This is a genomic window from Serratia symbiotica (assembly GCF_000821185.2).
Taxonomy (GTDB): domain Bacteria; phylum Pseudomonadota; class Gammaproteobacteria; order Enterobacterales; family Enterobacteriaceae; genus Serratia; species Serratia symbiotica.
The window spans coordinates 2,665,935-2,687,429 of sequence record NZ_CP050855.1 but is presented as its reverse complement, the minus strand read 5'-3'; the positions used below and the strand labels follow the sequence as shown (position 1 = coordinate 2,687,429).

Genomic DNA, 21,495 nt, shown 5'->3' with positions numbered 1-21,495 from the left:
TAAACGGGGTTCTCAGCAATCTAAGACACTCTTTGGCGTGTCTTCTTACGTTATGCTGGATGGAGTATTACTCAGGTGGGTACGTGCCGCCTGTCTCACCAGTGCAATTTCATCCAATAGCTCCAACCACTCCGGTTCTAACTGTGCGTGGCTGACGCCCTGACGCAACTGCTGCTCCAGGTAGAAACACAACTGCTTCAGGCGTGGTACGCCGTTGTAGCTACAACTGCCATGCAACTTATGGATCAAGTCGAGAATGCTGTCGTCCGGCTGGCCGTCGAGCAGCGCTTGTACCCGTTCGTCGACCTGTGGCAGGAAACCGAGTAGCATCTCTAGCATGTCGCGTGCCAGATCCTGTTTGTTGGCTGCCTGGCGCAGCGCCATCGGCCAGTTGAGCGACAATAGCTGTTCGGCGACGTGCGGCTCGCCGCTGTGATAGCGGGATAGCACACGGGTTAGCATTGCTTCGTCGATCGGTTTGGCCAGATAGTCGTCCATTCCGGCCTTGAGCAGATGCTCGCGTTCGCCGCTGATCGCGTGGGCGGTGACTGCGACGATCGGGGTTGACTTATGGTGCGGTAGTTGGTGGATCAATTCACTGGTGCGGATGCCGTCGATCTTCGGCATCTGAATATCCATCAGGATCAGATCCAGCACGTTGTCGCGTGCCAGCGCCAGTGCTTCTTCACCACTTTCGCATAGCAGGGTTTGCTCCACTTGTTCTGCCAGCAGAGTGCCAATAAGTTTCAGGTTAGCCGGGTTATCGTCGACTGCCATCACCGTTAGCGGCAGTCGTTTGCGCTGTGGTTGGGGGCTGAGGCGCAGTGGTACCTCCATCCGCAGCAGTGGGAATAGGCGATTGCTGGTGATCGGTTTGATCAGGCAACCGAGTGCGCCCTGCTGCTTCAACTGTTCTGCATCGATCTGCGATTGATATGACAGCGCCAGGATCACCCGGCTGGTCACCTTCAGCGCCGCTAGCAGCGTGTTATTATGCTGCACCATACTGCTGGTGACCGGGATTGGTGCGCCAATGAGCAGAAAGTCATATTCGTTTTTTGGTAACTGGGCCAAGGTCAGCGAATGGGTGATCACCAGTGGGGTGACGCTAAGCATATTGAGTGTCGCTTGCGCCGCCGCCGGGTTGGATTCGATGTAAGCCAGCGTTTTACCGCGCAGATCCGTCAAGCTAGGTTGCAATGATGGCATGCCTTCGTTCAGGTCGAGTTGGATATAGAACCAGAAGGTCGAACCACGGCTAAGTTGGCTGTGGAAGCAGATATCACCCCCCATCTCCTTCACCAGCTTTTGGGTGATCACCAGCCCCAGCCCGGTGCCGCCGTGGCTGCGGGAAATGCTGGCATCCGCCTGACGGAACGCCTGGAAAAGCTGCGATTGCTGGCGCTCGGAAATGCCGATGCCCGTGTCGTGGATCTGCACTTCCAACTCCACCCTGCATTCCAACTGTTTACGCAGCTCGACGCGAATATCGATGCTGCCGGTCTCAGTAAATTTGACCGAATTGCCCAGCAGATTGGTGATGATTTGCTGCAAGCGCCGCGCGTCGCCGAACACCTGCTCTGGCACGTTGTTGTGCACGTCCAGCGTCAGCTCCAGCCCTTTCTCATGAGCGCTGGGGGCCAGCAGCACTATCACGTCATCCAGGGTTTCGCGCAGCGAGAACGGGATGTGTTCCAACACCAGTTTGCCGGCTTCCAGCTTAGGTGTGCCACGAATGTACCCTATGGCAAATAAGGGTGCAATGCTGTGCGAGAGATGAGGGGCGGCCCCTCGGAGGCGGTGTCCAGATGCAGCCTTCAAACTACCCTGAGCTGCTGCCGTTAAGAGCGGTGGTGGTGAGCGTCAGGGAAAAGGCGCAGTCAGATGCGTCATGTATGTGTTGTGAAGATGAACGAGAGTGAACTGTAGATGCAGTGTCGAAAGGAACAAGATGATGTCAAAAACGCGCTTTCTAAGCGGTGCGTGATAAGTCCAGCGGTTATCTGGTTACTGGCTGGTCGGCATCCGGCATATAGACAGCATGAGCACAACACAGGCTCTGGCATGGAACGTGGGAACCTGTCGTCCCGATGCGAAGGGAGCGGCGTCGAGCAGAAACCCTGCGAGCGCCAGAGTACCAATGCGGGGCACAGGGGCAGATGGTTCCGTAGTAGTGATGAAGCGTCTGTAATGGACGTGGAGCGAAGGGGGCCAGTCGTTGGGGCTGTACTGCAGGCCAACCGCATAAGCGGGAGGAGCCTGTGAACCAGTCCAAACCGTTTGCGTTATCCAGACATGCCGTCTGGAGCGCGTACAAGAAAGTAAAAGCCAACAAAGGCAGTGCTGGGATCGATGGTCAGTCGATTGAGGAATTTGATAGGAACCTCGTGGGGAACTTGTACAAAATCTGGAACCGAATGGCCTCGGGCAGCTATATGCCGCCAGCGGTTCGGCGTGTTGATATACCCAAGGCGACGGGTGGAACGAGACCCCTGGGGATCCCCACAGTCTCGGATCGCATTGCGCAGATGGTTGTCAAAGACATGCTGGAGCCGATTCTGGAGGCACTGTTCCACAATGACTCTTATGGCTATCGCCCGCACAAATCTGCGCACGATGCCCTGAGGATGGCCCGGCATCGATGTGTAGTGGCACACTGAATTTGGCCACCTGAACAGAGGTGATATGCTCACCTCAGGACATTACAGGTGCTTCAATGAAAAAAAGAAATTTCAGTGCAGAGTTCAAACGCGAATCCGCTCAACTGGTCGTTGACCAGAACTACACCGTGGCAGATGCAGCCAGTGCTATGGATGTCGGCCTTTCCACAATGACGCGATGGGTGAAGCAGTTGCGTGATGAGCGGCAGGGAAAAATACCTAAAGCCTCTCCCATTACTCCTGAACAAATTGAAATACGTGAGCTGAGGAAAAAAATACAACGTATTGAAATGGAAAACGAAATATTAAAAAAGGCTACCGCGCTCTTGATGTCAGACTCCCTGAACAGTTCTCGATAATCGGGAAACTCAGAGCGCATTATCCGGTGGTCACACTCTGCCACGTGTTCGGGGTTCATCGCAGCAGCTACAAATACTGGAAAAACCGTCCTGAAAAACCAGATGGCAGACGAGCTGTATTACGCAGCCAGGTACTGGAACTGCATAGCGTCAGCCATGGCTCTGCTGGCGCAAGGAGTATCGCAACTATGGCAACCATGAAGGGCTTCAGGATGGGACGATGGCTCGCCGGCAGGCTCATGAAAGAGCTGGGGCTGGTCAGTTGTCAACAGCCCACTCATCGGTATAAATGCGGTGGCCTTGAACACATCGCTATCCCGAATCACCTTGAGCGGCAGTTCGCAGTGACAGAGCCTAATCAGGTGTGGTGTGGCGATGTGACCTATATCTGGACAGGCAGGCGCTGGGCCTACCTCGCCGTTGTTCTCGACCTGTTCGCGAGAAAACCGGTGGGCTGGGCAATGTCGTTCTCACCGGACAGCAGGCTGACCATCAAAGCGCTGGAGATGGCGTGGGAGGCCCGGGGAAAACCAGCCGGAGTGATGTTCCACAGCGATCAGGGCAGCCATTACACAAGCAGACAGTTCCGGCAGTCACTGTGGAGGTATCGGATCAGACAGAGTATGAGTCGGCGTGGAAACTGCTGGGATAATAGCCCAATGGAGCGCTTCTTCAGGAGTCTGAAGAACGAATGGGTACCGGTGACGGGTTACATAAACTTCAGCGATGCAGCCCACGCAATAACGGACTATATCGTTGGGTATTACAGCGCGCTCAGGCCGCATGAATATAACGGTGGGTTACCACCAAACGAATCGGAAAACCGATACTGGAAAAACTCTAACGCGGTGGCCAGTTTTAGTTGACCACTACAATGCTGGCGTACTGACTGGGTGCTGGACGTGGACATCAAGGGGTTCTTCGACAATATCGATCACGAACTCCTGATGAGAGCGGTGTGCAGGCATACGGACTGCAGATGGGTGAAACTCTACATTGAGCGATGGCTGACCGCATCGGTGTGTATGCCGGACGGAACGGTGCAGATGAGGGACAAGGGAACGCCTCAGGGCGGAGTCATTAGTCCATTACTTGCCAATCTGTTTCTGCATTATGCATTCGATATGTGGATGACGCGGGAATTCCCCGTCGTCCGGTTCGAGCGATACGCTGATGATGTAGTCATTCACTGCAAGAGTCATGCTCAGGCAATGATGCTGCGTGGCAGGCTCAGAAAACGGCTGGCTGAGTGTAAGCTGGAGATGAGTCCGGGCAAGACTAAAGTCGTTTACTGCAAGGACAGGGAAAGAACGGAAGCATATCCTGAAATCAGCTTCGACTTTGTGGGCTATACGTTCAGGCCAAGAAAGTCCTTCTCGAAAGAGGGAGAGCTGTCGGTGAATTTCCTGCCAGCAATGAGCGGCAGAGCTGCGAAGGCAATCCGGCAGACGGTACGGGGCTGGGATCTGAGCCACAAAACGCCGTTATCGCTGGAAGTCATGGCCCGTTGGCTCAACCCCATGTTACGGGGCTGGGTTAAGTACTATGGTCACTTTTATCGTTCAGCAATGAACTGTATAGCCACTCATGTAGATCTGCACCTTGCGAAATGGGTCGCCCGCAAATATAAGCGGGTCCACGGTAGTCTGGCTCAGGCATATGAATGGTTAAGACGGATACAGCGCGCCAGGCCCGGTCTGTTTGCACACTGGGAAATTTGTACGCGGCGTGAGTGGTCAACGACAAGAGCCGGATGACGGGAGACTGTCACGTCCGGTTCCGTGGGAGCGCAGGGGGGAAGTTCCCTTGCGCGACCCGATAGAAGTCCAGCACGTCGTTGATGATGGTCAGCAGGTTATTGGCCGAACGCTCGATGGTTTGCAGGTAATCGGCTTGGGTTATACTCAGATCGGTTTTCAGCATTTGACGGGTAAAGCCGATAACGCCGTTCAACGGGGTGCGTAGCTCGTGCGACATATTAGCCAGAAATTCGGACTTGATACGCGCCGCTTCCTGGGCTCGCTTTTTCGCCAGATCCAGTTCGACGTTTTGGATCTCCATCTGTTCCAAAGTTTCGCGCAGATCGGAGGTGGCCTGATCGATGTTCTGCTGCATTTCTTCGTGGTAGGCGGTGAGCGACATCGCCATCGAGTTGATGCCGTTCTTCAGCGTGTGCAGTTCGCCAAGCATAAAGCCTTCGACACGGCTGTCGAGCTGGCCTCGGCGAATGCGGTCAACGGTATTCACCATATTGCGGATTGGGCCAGTCACGTCACGCATCAGGCGGTAGGCGAACAGCATAGAGATGCACATGCACAGCAACAGCAGTAGGGTGGAGATGAACACTTCTTTATATTGCTGTAGCCGCACCGACTATAAACCCAGCTCGATCGCCACATAGCCTAGGTTGTTGTCAAGATTGCCGCTATTGTCGGCAGTTCCATCGGGATACTGGTTTTCGGACCAGATTGGCGTGCGCAGGATCAGCGAGTCGCCGCGCCGGGTCAACATGAGATCGGCAGGAAGAGGTGCCCCTGTCGGTAGCTGTAGTCGGGCGAAGTTGTGATGATGATTGGAGGTGACAAACAGGTTATTCTGCGCATCGAACACGGTAATCGAACGCACAATCTCTGAATGACGGCGGTGCAATAGACTGACTAGCTGCCTGACCGATTCGCGGCTGTGGAAAATCATGCCGTACTCGCTGGCCACCGCCAGCGGCTCGATAATGTTGACACCGGCGTTAACCAGTTGTTCCTGCAACTCGTTATAGCGATGCACCACAAAAGAGGTGCTGAGCAGCAAACCAATCAGCAAAGTTGGTGCCAAAATTAGGATCATCATGCGCGCACGCAGGCTGTATTTGGTCATGGGATTCCAATGATAGGAGAATTGACAACTGACGCTAGCTCAGAACCTATCCCAGCAGGCTATTTTATTTGCCATTTTGGCCCTGGGCAGTGCCCACAATCATCACATACGCCATGTATGCTGCGAGGATTGCGCGCTGTCCTGGTCTAAACTGGCTTCAACTAATTATACGCCTACTGGAATAGGCTCTTAATATAAACCAGCACATCATCGACAAACATGGCGCAATTCTACCCTGTCAAACGCCGTATGACGACTTGGCTGAATTGACAAATCACTGAGCGGCCTCGATTCCATTGCCCAAGGCAGGGTGCAAACGGGCAGAAATCCAGTTGACCCCAAATAAGCCCCCATCGCCCGTAGTGGGCAGAAGCGTACTGGTACCGCTCATGTAAGGTGTTGCCACGCTGGTAGTGAATGGGCAATATAATGGGCATAAGAATATCCTTAAGAAAATGTCTCGTTTTCGATGAAAACAGGGAGGCAGACGTTGAGCGACAAGATGGATGGCGCAAAGAGTCGATCAGGCGGTGCTGGAACCTACCCGGGCCGGGACGCTTGGAAGGATGTCACAGATTATGATCACTGGGTGTGATGTATCCCACACTACGAAGGCAAGCGACTGGGTACCGGTTAGTGTCTGGCATGCGTGCGGGTGCGGTATACCCGTGATACTTCACGTTGCTTGTGCGTTAGCTTTCTTTGCTTACCCCTGTCACTGACTGGTTAAGCGCCTGGGGATTAATCAACCCCATCCCTGAAGTTAAGCCTGCGGCCCAGTGCAAGCGCGGTTCAAATTGGTTCTCGACCGATTTGTCGCTACGTTGCTGCCTTCCAGCAACTCGAATTATTTAGGGTATAAATGTTTCCGCATACGGGGCATCTTGGTCAATGGCGCTGCAAAGTAGAGAGGGGTTGGTTATGGTTGCGGTAAGGAGTGCACATCTGAATACGGCGGTTGAATTCGCTCTTGATGAGTGGATAGCCAGTTTGGGGCTAACTAGCCCACAGTCATGTGAGCGATTAGCCACAACCTGGCGTTATTGTGAACAGCAGACCCAAAACTACCCTAATGCGCCGCTGTTGTTGTGGCGTGGGCTTGAAATGGTAGAAATTCTCTCTACCCTGAGCATGGATAATGACAGTATGCGCGCCGCGCTGCTGTTCCCATTGGCGGATGCCGGCATCGTGCAGGAAGAGACCCTGACCGCAACGTTCGGCAAGGAGATCACCTATCTGGTACATGGTGTGCGCGATATGGATGCTATCCGTCAACTGAAAGCCACCCAAAATGGTTCGATGGCCTACGAGCAGGTCGACAATGTGCGTCGTATGTTGTTGGCGATGGTGGAGGATTTTCGCTGTGTGGTGATCAAGCTGGCGGAGTGCATCGTCCACCTACGTGAGGTAAAGGACGCGCCCGAAGATGAGCGCGTGTTGGCCGCCAAAGAGTGTTCCAATATCTATGCACCGCTGGCCAACCGCCTGGGCATCGGTCAAATCAAATGGGAATTGGAGGATTTGTGCTTCCGCTATCTGCACCCGGACGAATACAAGCGTATCGCCAATCTGCTGCATGAGCGCCGCATTGATCGCGAACAATTTATCGACGATTTCGTTGCATCGTTACGCGGTGCCATGGCTGATGAGAACGTCAAAGCTGAGATCTATGGACGCCCGAAACACATCTACAGCATCTGGCGTAAGATGCAGAAAAAACATCTTTCCTTTGACGAACTGTTTGATGTTCGGGCGGTGCGTGTGGTGGTCGAGCGTTTGCAGGACTGTTATGCCGCGCTAGGGATTGTGCATACCCACTTCCGTCACCTACCGAACGAATTTGACGATTACGTTGCCAACCCGAAGCCCAACGGCTATCAGTCGATCCACACGGTGGTGCTTGGCCCACGTGGTAAAACGCTGGAAATCCAGATCCGTACCCGCCAGATGCACGAAAACGCCGAGCTAGGCGTGGCCGCGCACTGGAAATATAAAGAGGGTGCCGGAGCGACGATGCGTTCTGGTTACGAGGAGCGCATCGCCTGGTTGCGCAAACTGATCACCTGGCAGGAAGAGATGGCGGACTCCGGCGAGATGCTCGATGAAGTGCGTAGCCAAGTGTTTGATGACCGAGTGTATGTCTTTACCCCGAAAGGTGATGTCGTGGATCTGCCGGCGGGGTCGACGCCGCTCGACTTTGCCTACCATATCCACAGTGATGTGGGGCACCGTTGCATTGGTGCCAAGGTTGGTGGCCGCATCGTGCCTTTTACTTATCAGTTACGGATGGGTGATCAAATTGAGATCATCACTCAAAAACGGCCCAACCCGAGCCGCGATTGGTTGAACCCCAACCTGGGCTACGTGACCACTAGCCGTGGGCGTTCGAAGATCCACCACTGGTTTCGCAAACAAGATCGTGACAAGAACATTCTCGCCGGGCGCCAAATGTTGGATAACGAGTTAGCGCACCTGGGCATCAACCTGAAAGAGGCTGAAAAATTGCTGATCCCGCGCTATAACATGCACTCGTTGGATGAGGTATTGGCGGCGATCGGTGGCGGCGACATTCGCCTTAATCAAATGGTGAACTTCCTGCAAAGCAAGTTCAATAAGCTGAGCGCCGAAGAACAAGATCGCGAAGCGCTGCGCCACCTGGTGCAACATAAAGCGCCGCCGCCAACTCGCTGTAAAGACAACGGCCGAGTAGTGGTGGAAGGGGTGGGTAACCTCATGCATTACATTGCTCGCTGCTGCCAGCCGATCCCCGGCGACCCTATCGTCGGCTTTATCACCCAGGGGCGTGGCATCTCAATTCACCGTGCCGATTGTGATCAGTTGATTGAACTACAGTCACATGCACCGGAGCGTATCGTCGATGCTGTATGGGGGGAAAGCTATTCCAGCGGGTATGCGCTGGTCGTGCGTGTGATGGCGAATGATCGCAGTGGGCTGCTGCGTGACATCACCACCATTTTGGCCAACGAGAAGGTCAATGTGTTGGGTGTCGCTAGCCGCAGCGACACCAAAAAGCAACTGGCTACTATTGATATGGATATCGAAATCTACAACCAGTTGGTACTGAGCCGGGTGTTGGCGAAGCTTAATCAACTACCAGACGTGATCGACGCCAAACGTTTGCATGGCGACTAAGTCCCCTGTGCCTTTCGAATCGTATCGTTTTGGCTACCAGCGCCTGGATGCGATTGGCAATAAACTGTGCGGGTACAGAAATGAGTGCCCATCCTTTTTTTATTCTCAGAGATTTTCCTATGACTTCATCTCCCCCGCTGCAACGCCTGCTGAATATTATGACAACGCTGCGCCACCCGCAGGCGGGTTGCTCATGGGATCGCCAGCAGACCTTCGCCACCCTCGCACCTTATACACTGGAAGAGACCTACGAAGTACTGGACGCCATTGAACGTCAGGACTACGCCGACCTGCGTGACGAGTTGGGTGACGTGCTGTTCCAGGTGGTATTTTACGCCCAGATGGGGCAGGAACAAGGGTTGTTCAATTTCGATGAAGTGTGCAACGCTATCAGCGACAAACTGGAGCGCCGTCATCCGCACATTTTTGGTGCCGACAGCGAGAACGTGGCGGCGCGTTGGGAGCAACTGAAAGCCGATGAGCGTGCCGAGAAGGCACTGTATTCGGCATTGGACGATATCCCACAGGCGCTGCCAGCGCTGATGAAAGCGCACAAAATCCAAAAGCGCTGCGCTGCTGTCGGCTTTGACTGGAACACCTTAGCTCCCGTGCTGGACAAGGTGTATGAAGAGATCGACGAGGTGATGCATGAAGCCCGCCAGGCGGTAGTTGATGAGCAAAAACTGGAGGAAGAGATTGGCGATCTGCTGTTCGCCACGGTCAACTTAGCGCGCCACCTCGGCCATAAGGCTGAAAACGCCTTGCAGGTGGCGAATCGCAAGTTCGAACGGCGTTTCCGCCAGGTGGAAGAGATCACCAGACAGCAAGGGCTACGCCTGGAAGAGGCTACGCAAGAGCAAAAGGAAGCGGCTTGGCAACAGGTTAAACGCCAAGAAAACTGATCCACAGGCGCGGTACCCGATGTTGATGGGTGACAAGGCCCATTCAAGTTGAAACGGTTAAGAACTTATCCCATAAGGCTATTTTATTTGCCATTTTGGCCCTGGGCCGTGCTCACCCTCCTTACGGACTCCCTGTACGCTGCGGTTGTTGCGCTGTCCTGATCCAAACTGGTTGCAACAATGTACGCCCACTGGGATAGGCGCTAAACTTCAAATCTGCCACGTTTAAACCAGGCGTGGTAGCAGGAAATCCAACAAACTGAAACAGAAGGTGTTTTATCGTGACAGCGAGACAGTAAAATAAGATTTTTTCTGTTAACTGGCTGTTTTATCAATAGTTATAGTGGTGTTGAAGGATAAAAACCCCGATGAAGACCGGAGGGGGGCAGAGATGATGGGCAGTAAAACGATCGTTTGTAGGCCGAATGAGGTTCGGGTATACTGTTTTCCCGTCCTGGTTCCCATCGTCTTTAAACCTAAACTCTCAGGTTCAGCATGACAACTAATTATATTTTTGTGACCGGCGGGGTTGTATCCTCTCTGGGTAAAGGCATTGCCGCAGCCTCCTTGGCGGCTATTCTTGAAGCCCGTGGCCTCAACGTTACCATCATGAAACTGGATCCGTACATCAACGTCGATCCGGGTACCATGAGCCCGATTCAGCATGGGGAAGTTTTTGTCACTGAAGATGGCGCAGAAACCGATCTGGATTTGGGTCACTACGAGCGCTTCATCCGCACCAAAATGTCGCGCCGCAACAACTTCACCACCGGCCGTATCTACTCCGACGTTCTGCGTAAAGAACGCCGTGGCGATTATCTGGGTGCCACCGTGCAAGTTATCCCGCATATCACCAACGCGATCAAAGAGCGCATTCTGGAAGGCGGCGAAGGCCATGATGTGGTGTTGGTGGAAGTCGGCGGTACTGTTGGCGATATCGAATCACTGCCGTTCCTCGAAGCCATCCGCCAGATGGCGGTGGAAGTCGGCCGTGAGCACACCCTTTACATGCATCTGACGCTGGTGCCTTATATGGCAGCGGCGGGTGAAGTGAAAACCAAACCCACCCAGCATTCCGTAAAAGAGCTGCTTTCAATTGGTATCCAGCCGGATGTGCTGATTTGCCGTTCTGATCGCACAGTTCCTGCTAACGAACGCGCGAAAATCGCACTTTTCTGCAACGTACCGGAGAAAGCGGTTATTTCCCTTAAAGATGTTGATTCTATTTATAAAATTCCAGGTCTATTGAAATCTCAAGGGTTAGATGATTATATCTGTAAACGATTCAGCCTGAATGTGCCGGAAGCGAACCTGGCAGAATGGGAACAGGTGATCTACGAAGAAGCCAATCCGGGCGGCGAAGTGACCATTGGCATGGTAGGAAAATATGTCGAACTGCCAGATGCCTATAAGTCGGTGATTGAAGCATTGAAGCATGGCGGGCTGAAAAAACGTCTGACCGTGAACATCAAGTTGATCGACTCGCAGGATGTGGAAACCCGTGGCGTAGAAGTGCTAAAAGGGTTGGATGCGATCCTGATCCCTGGCGGTTTCGGTTATCGCGGCGTGGAAGGCATGATCATGGCCGCGCGCTATGCGCGTGAGAACGCGATCCCTTACCTGGGCATTTGCCTGGGGATGCAGGTAGCGTTGATGGAGTTCGCCCGCCATATGGCGGGTATGGAGAACGCTAACTCAACCGAGTTTGCCCCAGATTGTAAATACCCGGTGGTGGCGTTGATCACCGAATGGCGTGATGAAGACGGTAACATCGAAGTGCGCACCCAAGAAAGCGATTTGGGGGGAACGATGCGTGTCGGTAGCCAGCCATGCCACCTGGCCGAAAACAGTCTGGTGCGCCAATTGTACGATGAACCGACCATTGTTGAACGCCATCGTCACCGCTATGAAGTTAACAACATGCTGTTGAAGCAGATCGAAGCCGCCGGGCTACGCGTAGCCGGTCTTTCTGCCGACAACAAGCTGGTTGAGATCATTGAACTGCCAAATCACCCGTGGTTTGTGGCCTGCCAGTTCCACCCGGAATTTACTTCAACACCGCGTGATGGGCATCCGCTCTTCGCGGGCTTTGTGAAAGCCGCTGGTGAGTATCAGAAGCGCCAGATGAAATAACCTATCGGTAGGTAGCCGCACGGTGAGAAGCGCGTGCTGCTTATCTTGAGTTTTAATTTAACTTGTACTGAGGAAACCTTAATGTCCAAAATTGTTAAAGTCATCGGTCGTGAAATCATCGACTCCCGTGGTAACCCGACTGTTGAAGCCGAAGTGCATCTGGAAGGCGGCTTCGTCGGTCTGGCTGCGGCACCCTCAGGGGCTTCTACTGGTTCCCGTGAAGCCTTGGAACTGCGCGACGGTGACAAAGCTCGTTTCTTGGGTAAAGGCGTATTGCAAGCCGTTGCCGCAGTAAACGGCCCGATCGCTCAGGCTGTACGGGGTAAAGATGCCAAAGATCAGGCGAACATTGACAGGATCATGATCGAGCTGGACGGCACCGAGAACAAATCCCAATTTGGTGCTAACGCCATTCTGGCGGTTTCCCTGGCTGTGGCGAAGGCTGCCGCTGCCTCCAAAGGCATGGCGCTGTACGAACATATCGCCGAGCTAAACGGCACCCCAGGCAAATTCTCCATGCCACTGCCGATGATGAACATCATCAACGGCGGCGAGCATGCGGACAACAACGTCGATATTCAGGAATTCATGATCCAGCCAGTTGGCGCGAAAACCCTGAAAGAAGCGGTGCGCATCGGCTCTGAAGTGTTCCATCACCTAGCGAAAGTACTGAAAGCCAAAGGCATGAACACTGCAGTGGGCGATGAAGGCGGTTACGCGCCAAATCTCGGTTCCAACGCTGAAGCACTGGCAGTTATCGCTGAAGCGGTAAAAGCGGCGGGTTACGAGCTAGGCAAAGATGTGACCTTGGCGATGGACTGTGCGGCTTCCGAGTTTTACAAAGACGGTAAATACGTGCTGGCTGGTGAAGGCAACAAAGCTTTCACTTCTGAAGAGTTCACCCACTTCCTAGAAGACTTGACCAAACAGTACCCCATCGTGTCGATCGAGGATGGCCTGGATGAATCTGATTGGGATGGTTTTGCCTATCAGACCAAAGTGCTGGGCGACAAAATCCAGTTGGTGGGTGACGACCTGTTTGTGACCAACACCAAGATCCTGAAAGAAGGTATCGAAAAAGGTATCGCTAACTCTATTCTGATCAAATTCAACCAAATCGGTTCTCTGACCGAAACTTTGGCCGCTATCAAGATGGCAAAAGAGGCTGGCTATACTGCGGTGATCTCTCACCGTTCAGGTGAGACCGAAGATGCCACCATCGCCGACCTGGCGGTAGGTACTGCGGCGGGCCAGATCAAAACCGGCTCCATGAGTCGTTCTGATCGCGTTGCCAAATATAATCAGTTGATTCGTATAGAAGAAGCGCTGGGTGACCGCGCGCCGTTCAACGGCCTGAAAGAAGTCAAAGGTCAGTGATGACAGCCTGATTGGCGGCTAAATTTAAAACCCGCTGCGGCGTAATGCCAGTCACTTAGAGCCTATCCCAGTGCAGTCAGTTTGGATACGGACAGCGCGCAATACCCACAGCGTACAGGGAGTACCTGAAGATGGTGAGCACTGCCCAGGGTCAAAATGGCAAATAAAATAGCCTGATGGGATGGGCTCTTATGGTGGCTGGCGTTTTTTATGGGATAAACCTGGTTAATTAGCGAAAAGGGAGACATGCGAAAGTCCAAGGAAGGGGCATTTCATTAACATTGAAATGATAACTATTATTATTTATTCTTGTGTTGTTAATTTTCTGCCAGATGATAGTGTAACTTTCTATGTCAATCAGCGCGACGCAGGCCCCTGTAGACAGTTTTTCCACGCTTTATCAGTCGCATCATCGCTGGTTGAGGTCTTGGCTACAGCATAAGTTAGGTTCGGCCTCCGACGCGGAGGATCTGGTACAGGATACCTTTATGCGCGTGCTGCTTGGCGGCAGTGCACCGGAGATCCGTGAACCAAAATCGTTTCTCTGCACGCTTGCCCGGCGGGTGATGGTGGACTTCTATCGTCGCAACATGCTGGAACAGAGAGGAAAGGAAACACTGGAATATCTGCCGGAACAGCAGATACCATCACCGGAACTACAGCATGTCATGCTGGAAACCCTACAGCAGATTGACGTCATGCTTGATGGGTTAGGTGACAAAGTTCAGTGTGCCTTTCTGCTATCCCAACTGGAGGGGCTGACCTATGCGCAGGTTGCCGTGCAGCTAAGGGTATCGGTCAGCTCAGTGAAGAAGTATATGGCGAAAGCCACTGAACACTGTCTGCTGTTCCGTCTGCGGCAAGAATCAGGATCATGGCCAACAGGATGACTGAACAACAGCACCAGGCGCGGAAAATGGCCGCAATCTGGTTTGCCATCCTGCGTGGGTGATGCCATGCCACCACACTATCGCCCCAGACTGCTGGATTGTATCGACGATATGGCAGACTTACCTATTGGCCATTGCACCACACCGATCGCCTGCTGATGGTTTTAGCCCAAACGCTGACCATCCCAATACCGACGTTTAACCGTTACTAGGTAGGTGTGAATAAAAAAAATAAATAAAAATGATAAAAATTCTCATTCCTATTGTCCCTTTTCATCTCCTCATTCGACTCCTTAGACAGAGAACATAAGAACCTGATGGAGAGGTTCTAAATATCCTGTCAATAAATGGAGACTATCATGTCTGATTCTTGCACGCGTCTTCAGCGCGTTTTTAGCAAAACAACACCTTTAGCTTTGGCTATTCACTGTACCTTTGCTCCGCTAGCCCTCTTAGCCCCCGCAATGGCGGTAGCGGTGACCCAGGATAGGGCGTTAAATTACCGTATCGCCCCTGGTGATCTGGAGAGTGCGCTCAACCAATTTGCCACCACCTCCGGCATCGCCCTGTCGCTAGATGCGTCAGTGGTCCATGGCAAAACCAGTCCGGGGTTGAACGGTAACTACTCCGTTGAACGGGGCTTGAACGCTCTGCTCGACGGCAGTGGAATGCAGGCAAAACGCCTAGGAAACCATGCGTTTACTCTTGAGGTGTTACCGGCGGTCGCCGCCTCTGACACCCTTACAGTAGTGGGTGACTGGCTGGCCGATGCCCAGGAAAATGATGTTTTCGAACATGCCGGAGCGCGCGATGTACTGCGCCGTGAAGATTTTGTCAAAACCGGGGCCAGCAGCGTTCGTGAAGCACTGAACCGTATTCCCGGTGTGAATGCTCCGGAAAATAACGGCACCGGCAGCCATGATATGGCGATGAATTTTGGTATTCGTGGCCTTAATCCCCGTCTTGCCAGCCGATCTACCGTGCTGATGGACGGCATTCCGGTACCTTATGCGCCTTACGGCCAGCCACAGCTATCCTTTGCCCCGGCTTCATTGGGTAATATGGACGCGGTAGACGTGGTGCGCGGCGGCGGCGCAGTTCGCTATGGGCCACAAAGCGTAGGCGGCGTGGTCAATTTTGTTACCCGCGCGATCCCGAAAGATTTTGCTATTGAAGCCGCAATGCAAGGCTTGCTGTCGCCCACCTCTAGCCAGAATCACCCTAAGGGGAGTGGCAACCTGCTGATTGGCGGCACCGCCAACAATGGTCTTGGGGCGGCGCTGCTTTACTCCGGTACTCGTGGCAGCGACTGGCGCGAGCACAGCGCGACAAAAATCGACGATGTGATACTGAAAACCCGCTACGCCCCGAACGATGTTCACACCTTCAGTAGTTTGCTGCAATATTATGAAGGCCGTGCGCAGATGCCCGGTGGCCTGTCGCGGGCGAATTACAATGCCGATCGTTTCCAGTCAACCCGTCCTTATGATGAGTTCTGGGGCCGTCGTAAACTGGCCAGTCTTGGCTATCAGTTCCAGCCTGATAGCCAGCACAAGTTCAATATTTTGACCTTCTACACCAATACCTTGCGTAGCGGCTACTTGGATCAGGGCAAAAACCTGACTCTCTCACCGCGTGAATATTGGGTGCGTGGCGTCGAACCACATTACAGCCAGAGTTTCACTCTAGGGGAAACCGCTCATGAGGTCGGTGTGGGTTACCGGTATGTCAGTGAATCTTCTCACGAGTTGCGTTACACCAGCCTGGCCAGCAGCGGAAAACTGCCCACCAGCAACAGCCCGTATGATCGTGACACCCAGTCCGGCACCCAGGCCCACGCTTGGTACATTGACGACCGTATTGACGTGGGTAACTGGACACTGACGCCAGGTATGCGCTACGAGCGTATCCAGTCTTATCAGAACAACTTTATCAAGGGTAAAAGGCAGGAGATTGGCTATAGTGCGCCGCTGCCCGCGTTTAACCTGCTCTACCATCTGAATGACGCTTGGAACCTGTATGTCAATACCGAAGGTTCATTCGGCACCGTGCAGTACAGCCAGATAGGTAAAGCGGTTGGTAGCGGCAGTGTAGAGCCGGAAAAAGCGCGTACCTGGGAGCTGGGTACCCGTTTTGATAATCAGGTGTTGCAGGCCGAAGCCGGACTATTTTTGATCAACTTCAGCAATCAGTATGACGCCAATCAGGTTACTGACAGCGTGACAGCACGCGGAAAAACCCGCCATACCGGGCTGGAAACCAAGCTGCGTTATGACTTGGGCGACCTTTCACCCTCACTTGAGAACTTCTCAGTTACCACCAGTTATGCTTACGTCAATGCAGTCATCCGTGAACAGGGTGGCTACCATGGCAACCAGGTGCCTTTTTCACCCAAACATAAAGGTACGATGGGCATGGATTATCGCACCGGTAGTTGGACTCTTAACCTCAACGGTGAATACCAGTCCGCGCAGTTTGCTAACAACGCCAACACCGTTGAGGAAAGCGCCGATGGTAGAACAGGTCGCATCCCAGGTTTTATGCTTTGGGGGGCGCGCGCCAACTACGATTTCGGCCCACAGTATGCCAACCTCAATCTGGCCATCGGCGTGAAAAACATCTTTGACCATGAGTACTTCACCCGAGCCTATGACGATAACAATAAGGGGATCTATGTCGGTCAGCCGCGCTCGGTTTACCTGCAAGGTTCACTGAAGTTCTGATACCCTATGTGCAGGGAGGCTGCCTTTGGTGGCCTATTTTGCTGTTTTTTTATCACATGGAGAGGGCATGTTCACACGTTTTATCTGCGTCCTGCTCAGCGTTCTGCTGCCGGGGTTTTCCATCGCACAGGCGATATCGGTTCAGGACAGTAACGGGGATTTTACTCTCGAACGTCCCCCTGGCCGCGTAGTAGTTCTGGAACTCTCCTTTGTTGATGCGTTGGCGGCGGCCGGGGTCAGCCCGATAGGTGTAGCGGACGATAACGACCCGAAACGTATTCTGCCCGCGGTGCGCGACCATCTAAAGCCGTGGCAGTCTGTTGGTACCCGCGCTCAGCCCGCTCTGGAAACCATCGCGGCGTTGAAACCGGATCTGATTATTGCCGATAGCGCCCGACACGCAGGTATTTATCGTCAACTGTCCAGCATTGCCCCTACTTTGATGCTGAAATCACGGAATGAAACCTACGAACAGGATCTGCAATCGGCAGCGGTCATTGGAAAGGTTCTGGGTAAAAACACTGAAATGCAACAGCGCCTGGCGCTGCACCGTCAGCGGATACAACAGTTTGCCAGCCAACTGCCTAAAGGGCTGAAGGTGGTGTTTGGCACCTCGCGCGAACAGCAGTTCAACTTACACAGCCGTGGATCCTATACCGGCAGTGTACTGACGGCGCTGGGCATGGCGGTTTCTGCGCCGATCAATCAGGCGGCGCTCTCCAGTATCAGTCTTGAGCAGTTGCTGGCGATCAACCCAGACTGGCTGATCGTGGCTCACTACCGACCACAGAGTATCGTTCGCGACTGGCAGCAAGATCCGCTGTGGCAGATGCTGACGGCGGCGCAGAACAATCAGGTCGCTGTGGTTGATAGCAATAGTTGGGCACGGATGCGCGGGATATTTGCCGCCGAGCACATTGCCTCAGACCTGGTGGCTATCCTTCATCACCGGCCGGTGCCCCCGGCACAATGATGTCTGGCAGACCGCTTATCGCCTGGGGGGGGCCGCTTGCCCTGTTGGCTGGGATCTTCTGGCTGTCACTGTTCAGTTGGTCGCCAGTGCCGATCGGTTCCTGGCAAGCTATCTCCGCGCTACTGCCGGGCAAGGTTAGCGTTTTGTCGCAGGCGCTGGTACTTAATTTGCGTCTGCCGCGCAGCCTGGTGGCGATACTGCTGGGTGCCAGCCTGGCAGTAGCGGGTTGCCTGCTGCAAACGCTGACGCGTAACCCGTTAGCTTCCCCGTCACTGCTGGGCATCAACGCTGGTGCATCACTGGCGATGGTTGTCACCAGCGCCTTCGATCCGTCATGGGTAGCGGGATACAGCATCGCACTGCTGGCGGCGATGGGCGGCGGCCTAAGCTGGGGTGTGGTGATGCTGCTGGGCAGGGGATGGGATACCGCTGGCGATCGCAGCCGCCTTATCCTCGGCGGGGTGGCAGTGTCTGCCTTATGCGCGGCGCTGACGCGTGCCACCTTGCTGTTGGCGGAAGACCACGCCTGGGGCATATTTCACTGGCTGGCAGGAGGGATCGCCCATGTGCGCTGGCGTGAGTTCTGGCAGTTGCTACCCTTCAGCATCCTGCTGCTACCGCTGGCCTGGTTGTTCGCCAGCCGTCTGAACCTGCTACAGCTAAGCGATGACAGCGCTCGTACCCTCGGCATTCGCCTGGGGCAGCTACGCCTGCTGGTCAACCTGGTGGTGGTTCTGCTGGTGGGAAGCTGCGTGAGCGTTGCTGGGCCGGTGGCTTTTCTTGGCCTGCTGGTGCCGCATATGGCACGCGCCTGGATCGGCAACGATCTGCGCCTCATGCTACCTATCGGTATGCTGTTTGGCGCAGTGCTGATGCTACTGGCAGACCTACTGGCGCGCGCGGTTGCTTTTCCTGCGGAACTCCCCGCCGGCGCGATGCTGGCGCTGATCGGAGCACCTTGTTTTATCTGGCTGGTCAGGAGGCGTACGTGAAGAAACCCGCCTTGACGCTGGCTATCCTGTTGATGTTGGTAGCCCTCGTCCTGTTGCTGTCAGTGCGCTACGGCAGTGAGACCCTGAGCTTCGCCGACCTGCATCGGGCGTTACAGCCTGCCGACAGCCACTACTTTGCTTTAGTGGAGTACCGCCTGCCGCGCATCTTGTTGGCACTGCTGGTGGGGGCCGCGCTGGCGCTCTCTGGGGTGCTGGTGCAAGGGGTTATCGGCAATCCGCTCGCCTCGCCAGAGATCCTCGGCGTTAATCATGCCGCCGGGCTGATGTCGATCGGCGCGCTCATGCTGTTCCCTGGCCTGTCAGTAATGTGGCTGCCACTGCTGGCCTTTATTGGCGCACTGCTGGCCTTTGCTCTGTTGCGGCTGGCCGCAGGCAACAGCGCCCCCCTACGCCTGGCACTGCTGGGTATTGCCTTGACTGCGCTGTATGCCAGCATCACCGATTATTTGATGCTGTCACATCCGCTGGAGATCAATCAGGCATTAATGTGGCTCACCGGCAGCCTGTGGGGGCGTGGCTGGGCCTTTGTGTATGTCGCCCTCCCTTGGCTGTTGCTGCTGCTACCACTCAGTTTGCTGCTGTGCCGTCCGTTGGATCTGCTGGCGCTGGGAGAGGAGCAGGCTACTACCCTCGGGATTAACGTGCGACATGCTCAACAGCTTATCCTGCTGCTGGCGTTGGCACTGGCAGCTATCAGCGTAGCGCTCTGCGGCCCGCTAAGCTTTATTGGCCTGCTGGCACCGCACCTGACCCGTCGCCTGGTGGGAGGGCGTCATCACTGGCTTATCCCCGGAGCCATGCTGATCGGGGCATTGTTGCTACTGCTGGCCGATTTACTGGCGCGTACCCTGCACCCTCCGCTGGAATTGCCCGCTGGCGTCCTTACGGCGATCATAGGTGCCCCTTATTTTTTCTGGCTTTTAATGAGAACCCGTTGATGATGCCACTGATCCTTACCGGGCTGAGTGCTGGATATACCAATAAGCCCGTTCTGCAATCTCTTTCCCTTGCCTTGCCCGCAGGGCGTATCACCGCTTTGCTTGGCCCTAACGGTTGCGGCAAATCAACACTGCTACGCTGCTGTGCCCGGCTGCTCACCCCGCAGGGTGGAGAGGTTCTGTTGGGGAACGAGGATCTGGCCTCTCTGTCAGCTCGCCAACTGGGTCAGCGTCTGGCGCTATTGCCACAGCAACATCTGGTTCCCGAAGGCGTGAGCGTGCAGGAACTGGTTGGCTATGGGCGTAGCCCGTGGCTAAATCTATTTGGCCGTATGGGAACCTTGGATCGCCAACGGGTGCAGGCGGCCATGGAACAGACGCAGATCGCTCAGTTGGCCACTCAGCAGGTGTGCAAGCTCTCCGGGGGGCAGCGTCAGCGGGCATTTCTTGCCATGGCGCTGGCGCAGGATACCCCGCTGCTACTGCTTGACGAGCCAACGACCTGGCTGGATATCAATCATCAAATCGAGCTGATGGCCCTGTTACGTGAGCGACAGCAGCAGGGCAGAACCGTGGTCGCAGTGTTGCACGATCTTAATCAGGCCAGCCGTTACTGTGACCATTTGGTTCTGATGTCCGCAGGCTGCGTGGTGGCCAGCGGTACGCCGGAACAGGTGATGACTCCTGCGCTGTTGCAACAGGTCTTTGCAATTAAGGCGGAGGTTCACCCGGACCCGGTTTCAGGACGCCCTATGTGCATCGTGTTATAGGTGCCGGGAGAACTCGGAATCAAAAGGTTGGCCCTTAAGACCCCCTGCTTCTTGCGTTCCGTTGAGTTGCATGAAAGAGTCATTGGTGCTTGCATAGAAAAATACACGTTCCACTAATGAGCGGCATCACCAAATTTTTGTAGATGGCCTACCCTGATTGCTGTGACAACAAGTTTTCCATCTTCAATGGTAAGCGTTCCGCCAACTCACATGGTTTAAAAAACACAGCCCTGACAACATGGCCTCCTTGCTCTTATCCTCGCGAGGTCTAGCCCGCCCGAACTCCAGCAGGGTCGGGGATTTACAAGGCGTTGAGCACACACTCAAACGCTGTCCTGCCCTGCTGCGTTATCTGGACAACGCTCTGATGCCAATAGATAACAACTGGATAGAGAATGCGATCCGCCCGGTGGCTGTGGGGCGAAAGAATTGGTTGTTTGTGGGTTCAACAAGCCTAGCCTACACGCAGTACGTAAGGAAGGTGAGCACTGCCCAGGGCCAAAATGGCAAAAAAATAGCCGGGTGGGATAGCTTGTAAATAATTCAAGTTGCAGTAAGGCGGTAACGCAGCGACGAATCGGTCGGGAACCGATTTGAACCGCGCTTGCGCTGCGCCGCAGGCTGAACCTCAGGGATGAGGTTCATTAATTCCCAGGCGCTGACACCCGTCAGTGACTGGAGTGAGCGAGGAAAGCTCACGCACAGGCAACTTGAAGTATGACGGGTATATAAT

13 protein-coding genes and 4 pseudogenes are annotated in these 21,495 nt (G+C 54.3%); 15 read left to right on the top strand and 2 right to left on the bottom strand.

The annotated features are described in order from the left end of the window. Positions 1 to 45 precede the first annotated feature (45 nt). Positions 46 to 1,722: pseudogene (locus SYMBAF_RS13420) on the bottom strand (response regulator); the annotation flags it as partial. Between the two features lie 539 nt (positions 1,723 to 2,261). On the opposite strand from SYMBAF_RS13420, the gene SYMBAF_RS13415 reads away from it, so the two are divergent. From SYMBAF_RS13415 to SYMBAF_RS13405, 3 genes are all read left to right on the top strand, one after another. Continuing rightward, positions 2,262 to 2,660 (top strand): reverse transcriptase domain-containing protein, encoded by a 399-nt coding sequence (locus SYMBAF_RS13415; protein WP_082026802.1) that lies wholly within the window; start codon positions 2,262 to 2,264, stop codon positions 2,658 to 2,660. 56 nt (positions 2,661 to 2,716) lie between these two features. Then, a protein-coding gene (locus SYMBAF_RS13410; RefSeq protein WP_152609001.1) for an IS3 family transposase occupies positions 2,717 to 3,885 on the top strand; the annotation gives its coding sequence in 2 pieces (ribosomal slippage) (positions 2,717 to 2,966 and positions 2,966 to 3,885; 1,170 coding nt in all). Between the two features lie 27 nt (positions 3,886 to 3,912). After that, positions 3,913 to 4,776 (top strand): reverse transcriptase domain-containing protein, encoded by an 864-nt coding sequence (locus SYMBAF_RS13405; protein ID WP_052447609.1) that lies wholly within the window; start codon positions 3,913 to 3,915, stop codon positions 4,774 to 4,776. Between the two features lie 46 nt (positions 4,777 to 4,822). Here SYMBAF_RS13405 and SYMBAF_RS13400 read toward each other — a convergent pair. Next, a pseudogene (locus SYMBAF_RS13400) lies at positions 4,823 to 5,890 on the bottom strand (histidine kinase dimerization/phospho-acceptor domain-containing protein); the annotation flags it as partial. Positions 5,891 to 6,811: 921 nt separating this feature from the next. Between SYMBAF_RS13400 and relA the strand changes: the two are divergent. The 12 genes and pseudogenes from relA to SYMBAF_RS17885 form a co-directional block, all read left to right on the top strand. Then, the gene (gene relA, locus SYMBAF_RS13395) at positions 6,812 to 9,043 is read left to right on the top strand and encodes a GTP diphosphokinase (protein WP_040262767.1); all 2,232 of its coding nucleotides are present in this window, start codon (positions 6,812 to 6,814) and stop codon (positions 9,041 to 9,043) included. Positions 9,044 to 9,162: 119 nt separating this feature from the next. Then, the gene (gene mazG, locus SYMBAF_RS13390) at positions 9,163 to 9,945 is read left to right on the top strand and encodes a nucleoside triphosphate pyrophosphohydrolase (protein WP_006709725.1); all 783 of its coding nucleotides are present in this window, start codon (positions 9,163 to 9,165) and stop codon (positions 9,943 to 9,945) included. A 495-nt stretch (positions 9,946 to 10,440) separates the two neighbouring features. After that, entirely contained in the window at positions 10,441 to 12,078 is a 1,638-nt protein-coding gene (pyrG, locus tag SYMBAF_RS13385; RefSeq protein ID WP_040262769.1) for a glutamine hydrolyzing CTP synthase, read from the top strand. An 81-nt stretch (positions 12,079 to 12,159) separates the two neighbouring features. Next, entirely contained in the window at positions 12,160 to 13,455 is a 1,296-nt protein-coding gene (gene eno, locus SYMBAF_RS13380) for a phosphopyruvate hydratase (protein WP_040262772.1), read from the top strand. Between the two features lie 350 nt (positions 13,456 to 13,805). Further along, positions 13,806 to 14,345 (top strand): ferric citrate uptake sigma factor FecI, encoded by a 540-nt coding sequence (gene fecI / locus SYMBAF_RS13375; protein WP_040262775.1) that lies wholly within the window; start codon positions 13,806 to 13,808, stop codon positions 14,343 to 14,345. Positions 14,346 to 14,704: 359 nt separating this feature from the next. Continuing rightward, the gene (gene fecA / locus SYMBAF_RS13370) at positions 14,705 to 17,068 is read left to right on the top strand and encodes a TonB-dependent Fe(3+) dicitrate receptor FecA (protein WP_040262777.1); all 2,364 of its coding nucleotides are present in this window, start codon (positions 14,705 to 14,707) and stop codon (positions 17,066 to 17,068) included. A gap of 67 nt (positions 17,069 to 17,135) precedes the next feature. Further along, positions 17,136 to 18,041 (top strand): Fe(3+) dicitrate ABC transporter substrate-binding protein FecB, encoded by a 906-nt coding sequence (locus SYMBAF_RS13365; RefSeq protein WP_040262779.1) that lies wholly within the window; start codon positions 17,136 to 17,138, stop codon positions 18,039 to 18,041. Next, entirely contained in the window at positions 18,041 to 19,033 is a 993-nt protein-coding gene (gene fecC, locus SYMBAF_RS13360; RefSeq protein WP_040262781.1) for an iron-dicitrate ABC transporter permease FecC, read from the top strand. Before SYMBAF_RS13365 ends, fecC begins: the two co-directional genes overlap by 1 nt. Beyond that, the gene (gene fecD / locus SYMBAF_RS13355) at positions 19,030 to 19,992 is read left to right on the top strand and encodes a Fe(3+) dicitrate ABC transporter permease subunit FecD (RefSeq protein WP_082026803.1); all 963 of its coding nucleotides are present in this window, start codon (positions 19,030 to 19,032) and stop codon (positions 19,990 to 19,992) included. The genes fecC and fecD overlap by 4 nt, the downstream gene beginning before the upstream one ends. A gap of 2 nt (positions 19,993 to 19,994) precedes the next feature. Then, a complete protein-coding gene (gene fecE / locus SYMBAF_RS13350) occupies positions 19,995 to 20,762 on the top strand; it encodes a Fe(3+) dicitrate ABC transporter ATP-binding protein FecE (protein ID WP_040262892.1) in 768 nt (255 codons plus the stop codon). A gap of 18 nt (positions 20,763 to 20,780) precedes the next feature. Beyond that, a pseudogene (locus SYMBAF_RS13345) lies at positions 20,781 to 20,879 on the top strand (IS1 family transposase); the annotation flags it as partial. Between the two features lie 202 nt (positions 20,880 to 21,081). Continuing rightward, a pseudogene (locus SYMBAF_RS17885) lies at positions 21,082 to 21,210 on the top strand (IS66 family transposase); the annotation flags it as partial. Positions 21,211 to 21,495 lie beyond the last annotated feature (285 nt).

Excerpts from the sequence above, each read along its gene's own strand:
- relA (WP_040262767.1), top strand. The coding sequence starts at position 6,812 with ATGGTTGCGGTAAGGAGTGCACATCTGAATACGGCGGTTGAATTCGCT.
- mazG (WP_006709725.1), top strand. The coding sequence starts at position 9,163 with ATGACTTCATCTCCCCCGCTGCAACGCCTGCTGAATATTATGACAACG.
- pyrG (WP_040262769.1), top strand. The coding sequence starts at position 10,441 with ATGACAACTAATTATATTTTTGTGACCGGCGGGGTTGTATCCTCTCTG.
- eno (WP_040262772.1), top strand. The coding sequence starts at position 12,160 with ATGTCCAAAATTGTTAAAGTCATCGGTCGTGAAATCATCGACTCCCGT.
- fecI (WP_040262775.1), top strand. The coding sequence starts at position 13,806 with ATGTCAATCAGCGCGACGCAGGCCCCTGTAGACAGTTTTTCCACGCTT.
- fecA (WP_040262777.1), top strand. The coding sequence starts at position 14,705 with ATGTCTGATTCTTGCACGCGTCTTCAGCGCGTTTTTAGCAAAACAACA.
- SYMBAF_RS13365 (WP_040262779.1), top strand. The coding sequence starts at position 17,136 with ATGTTCACACGTTTTATCTGCGTCCTGCTCAGCGTTCTGCTGCCGGGG.
- fecC (WP_040262781.1), top strand. The coding sequence starts at position 18,041 with ATGTCTGGCAGACCGCTTATCGCCTGGGGGGGGCCGCTTGCCCTGTTG.
- fecE (WP_040262892.1), top strand. The coding sequence starts at position 19,995 with ATGCCACTGATCCTTACCGGGCTGAGTGCTGGATATACCAATAAGCCC.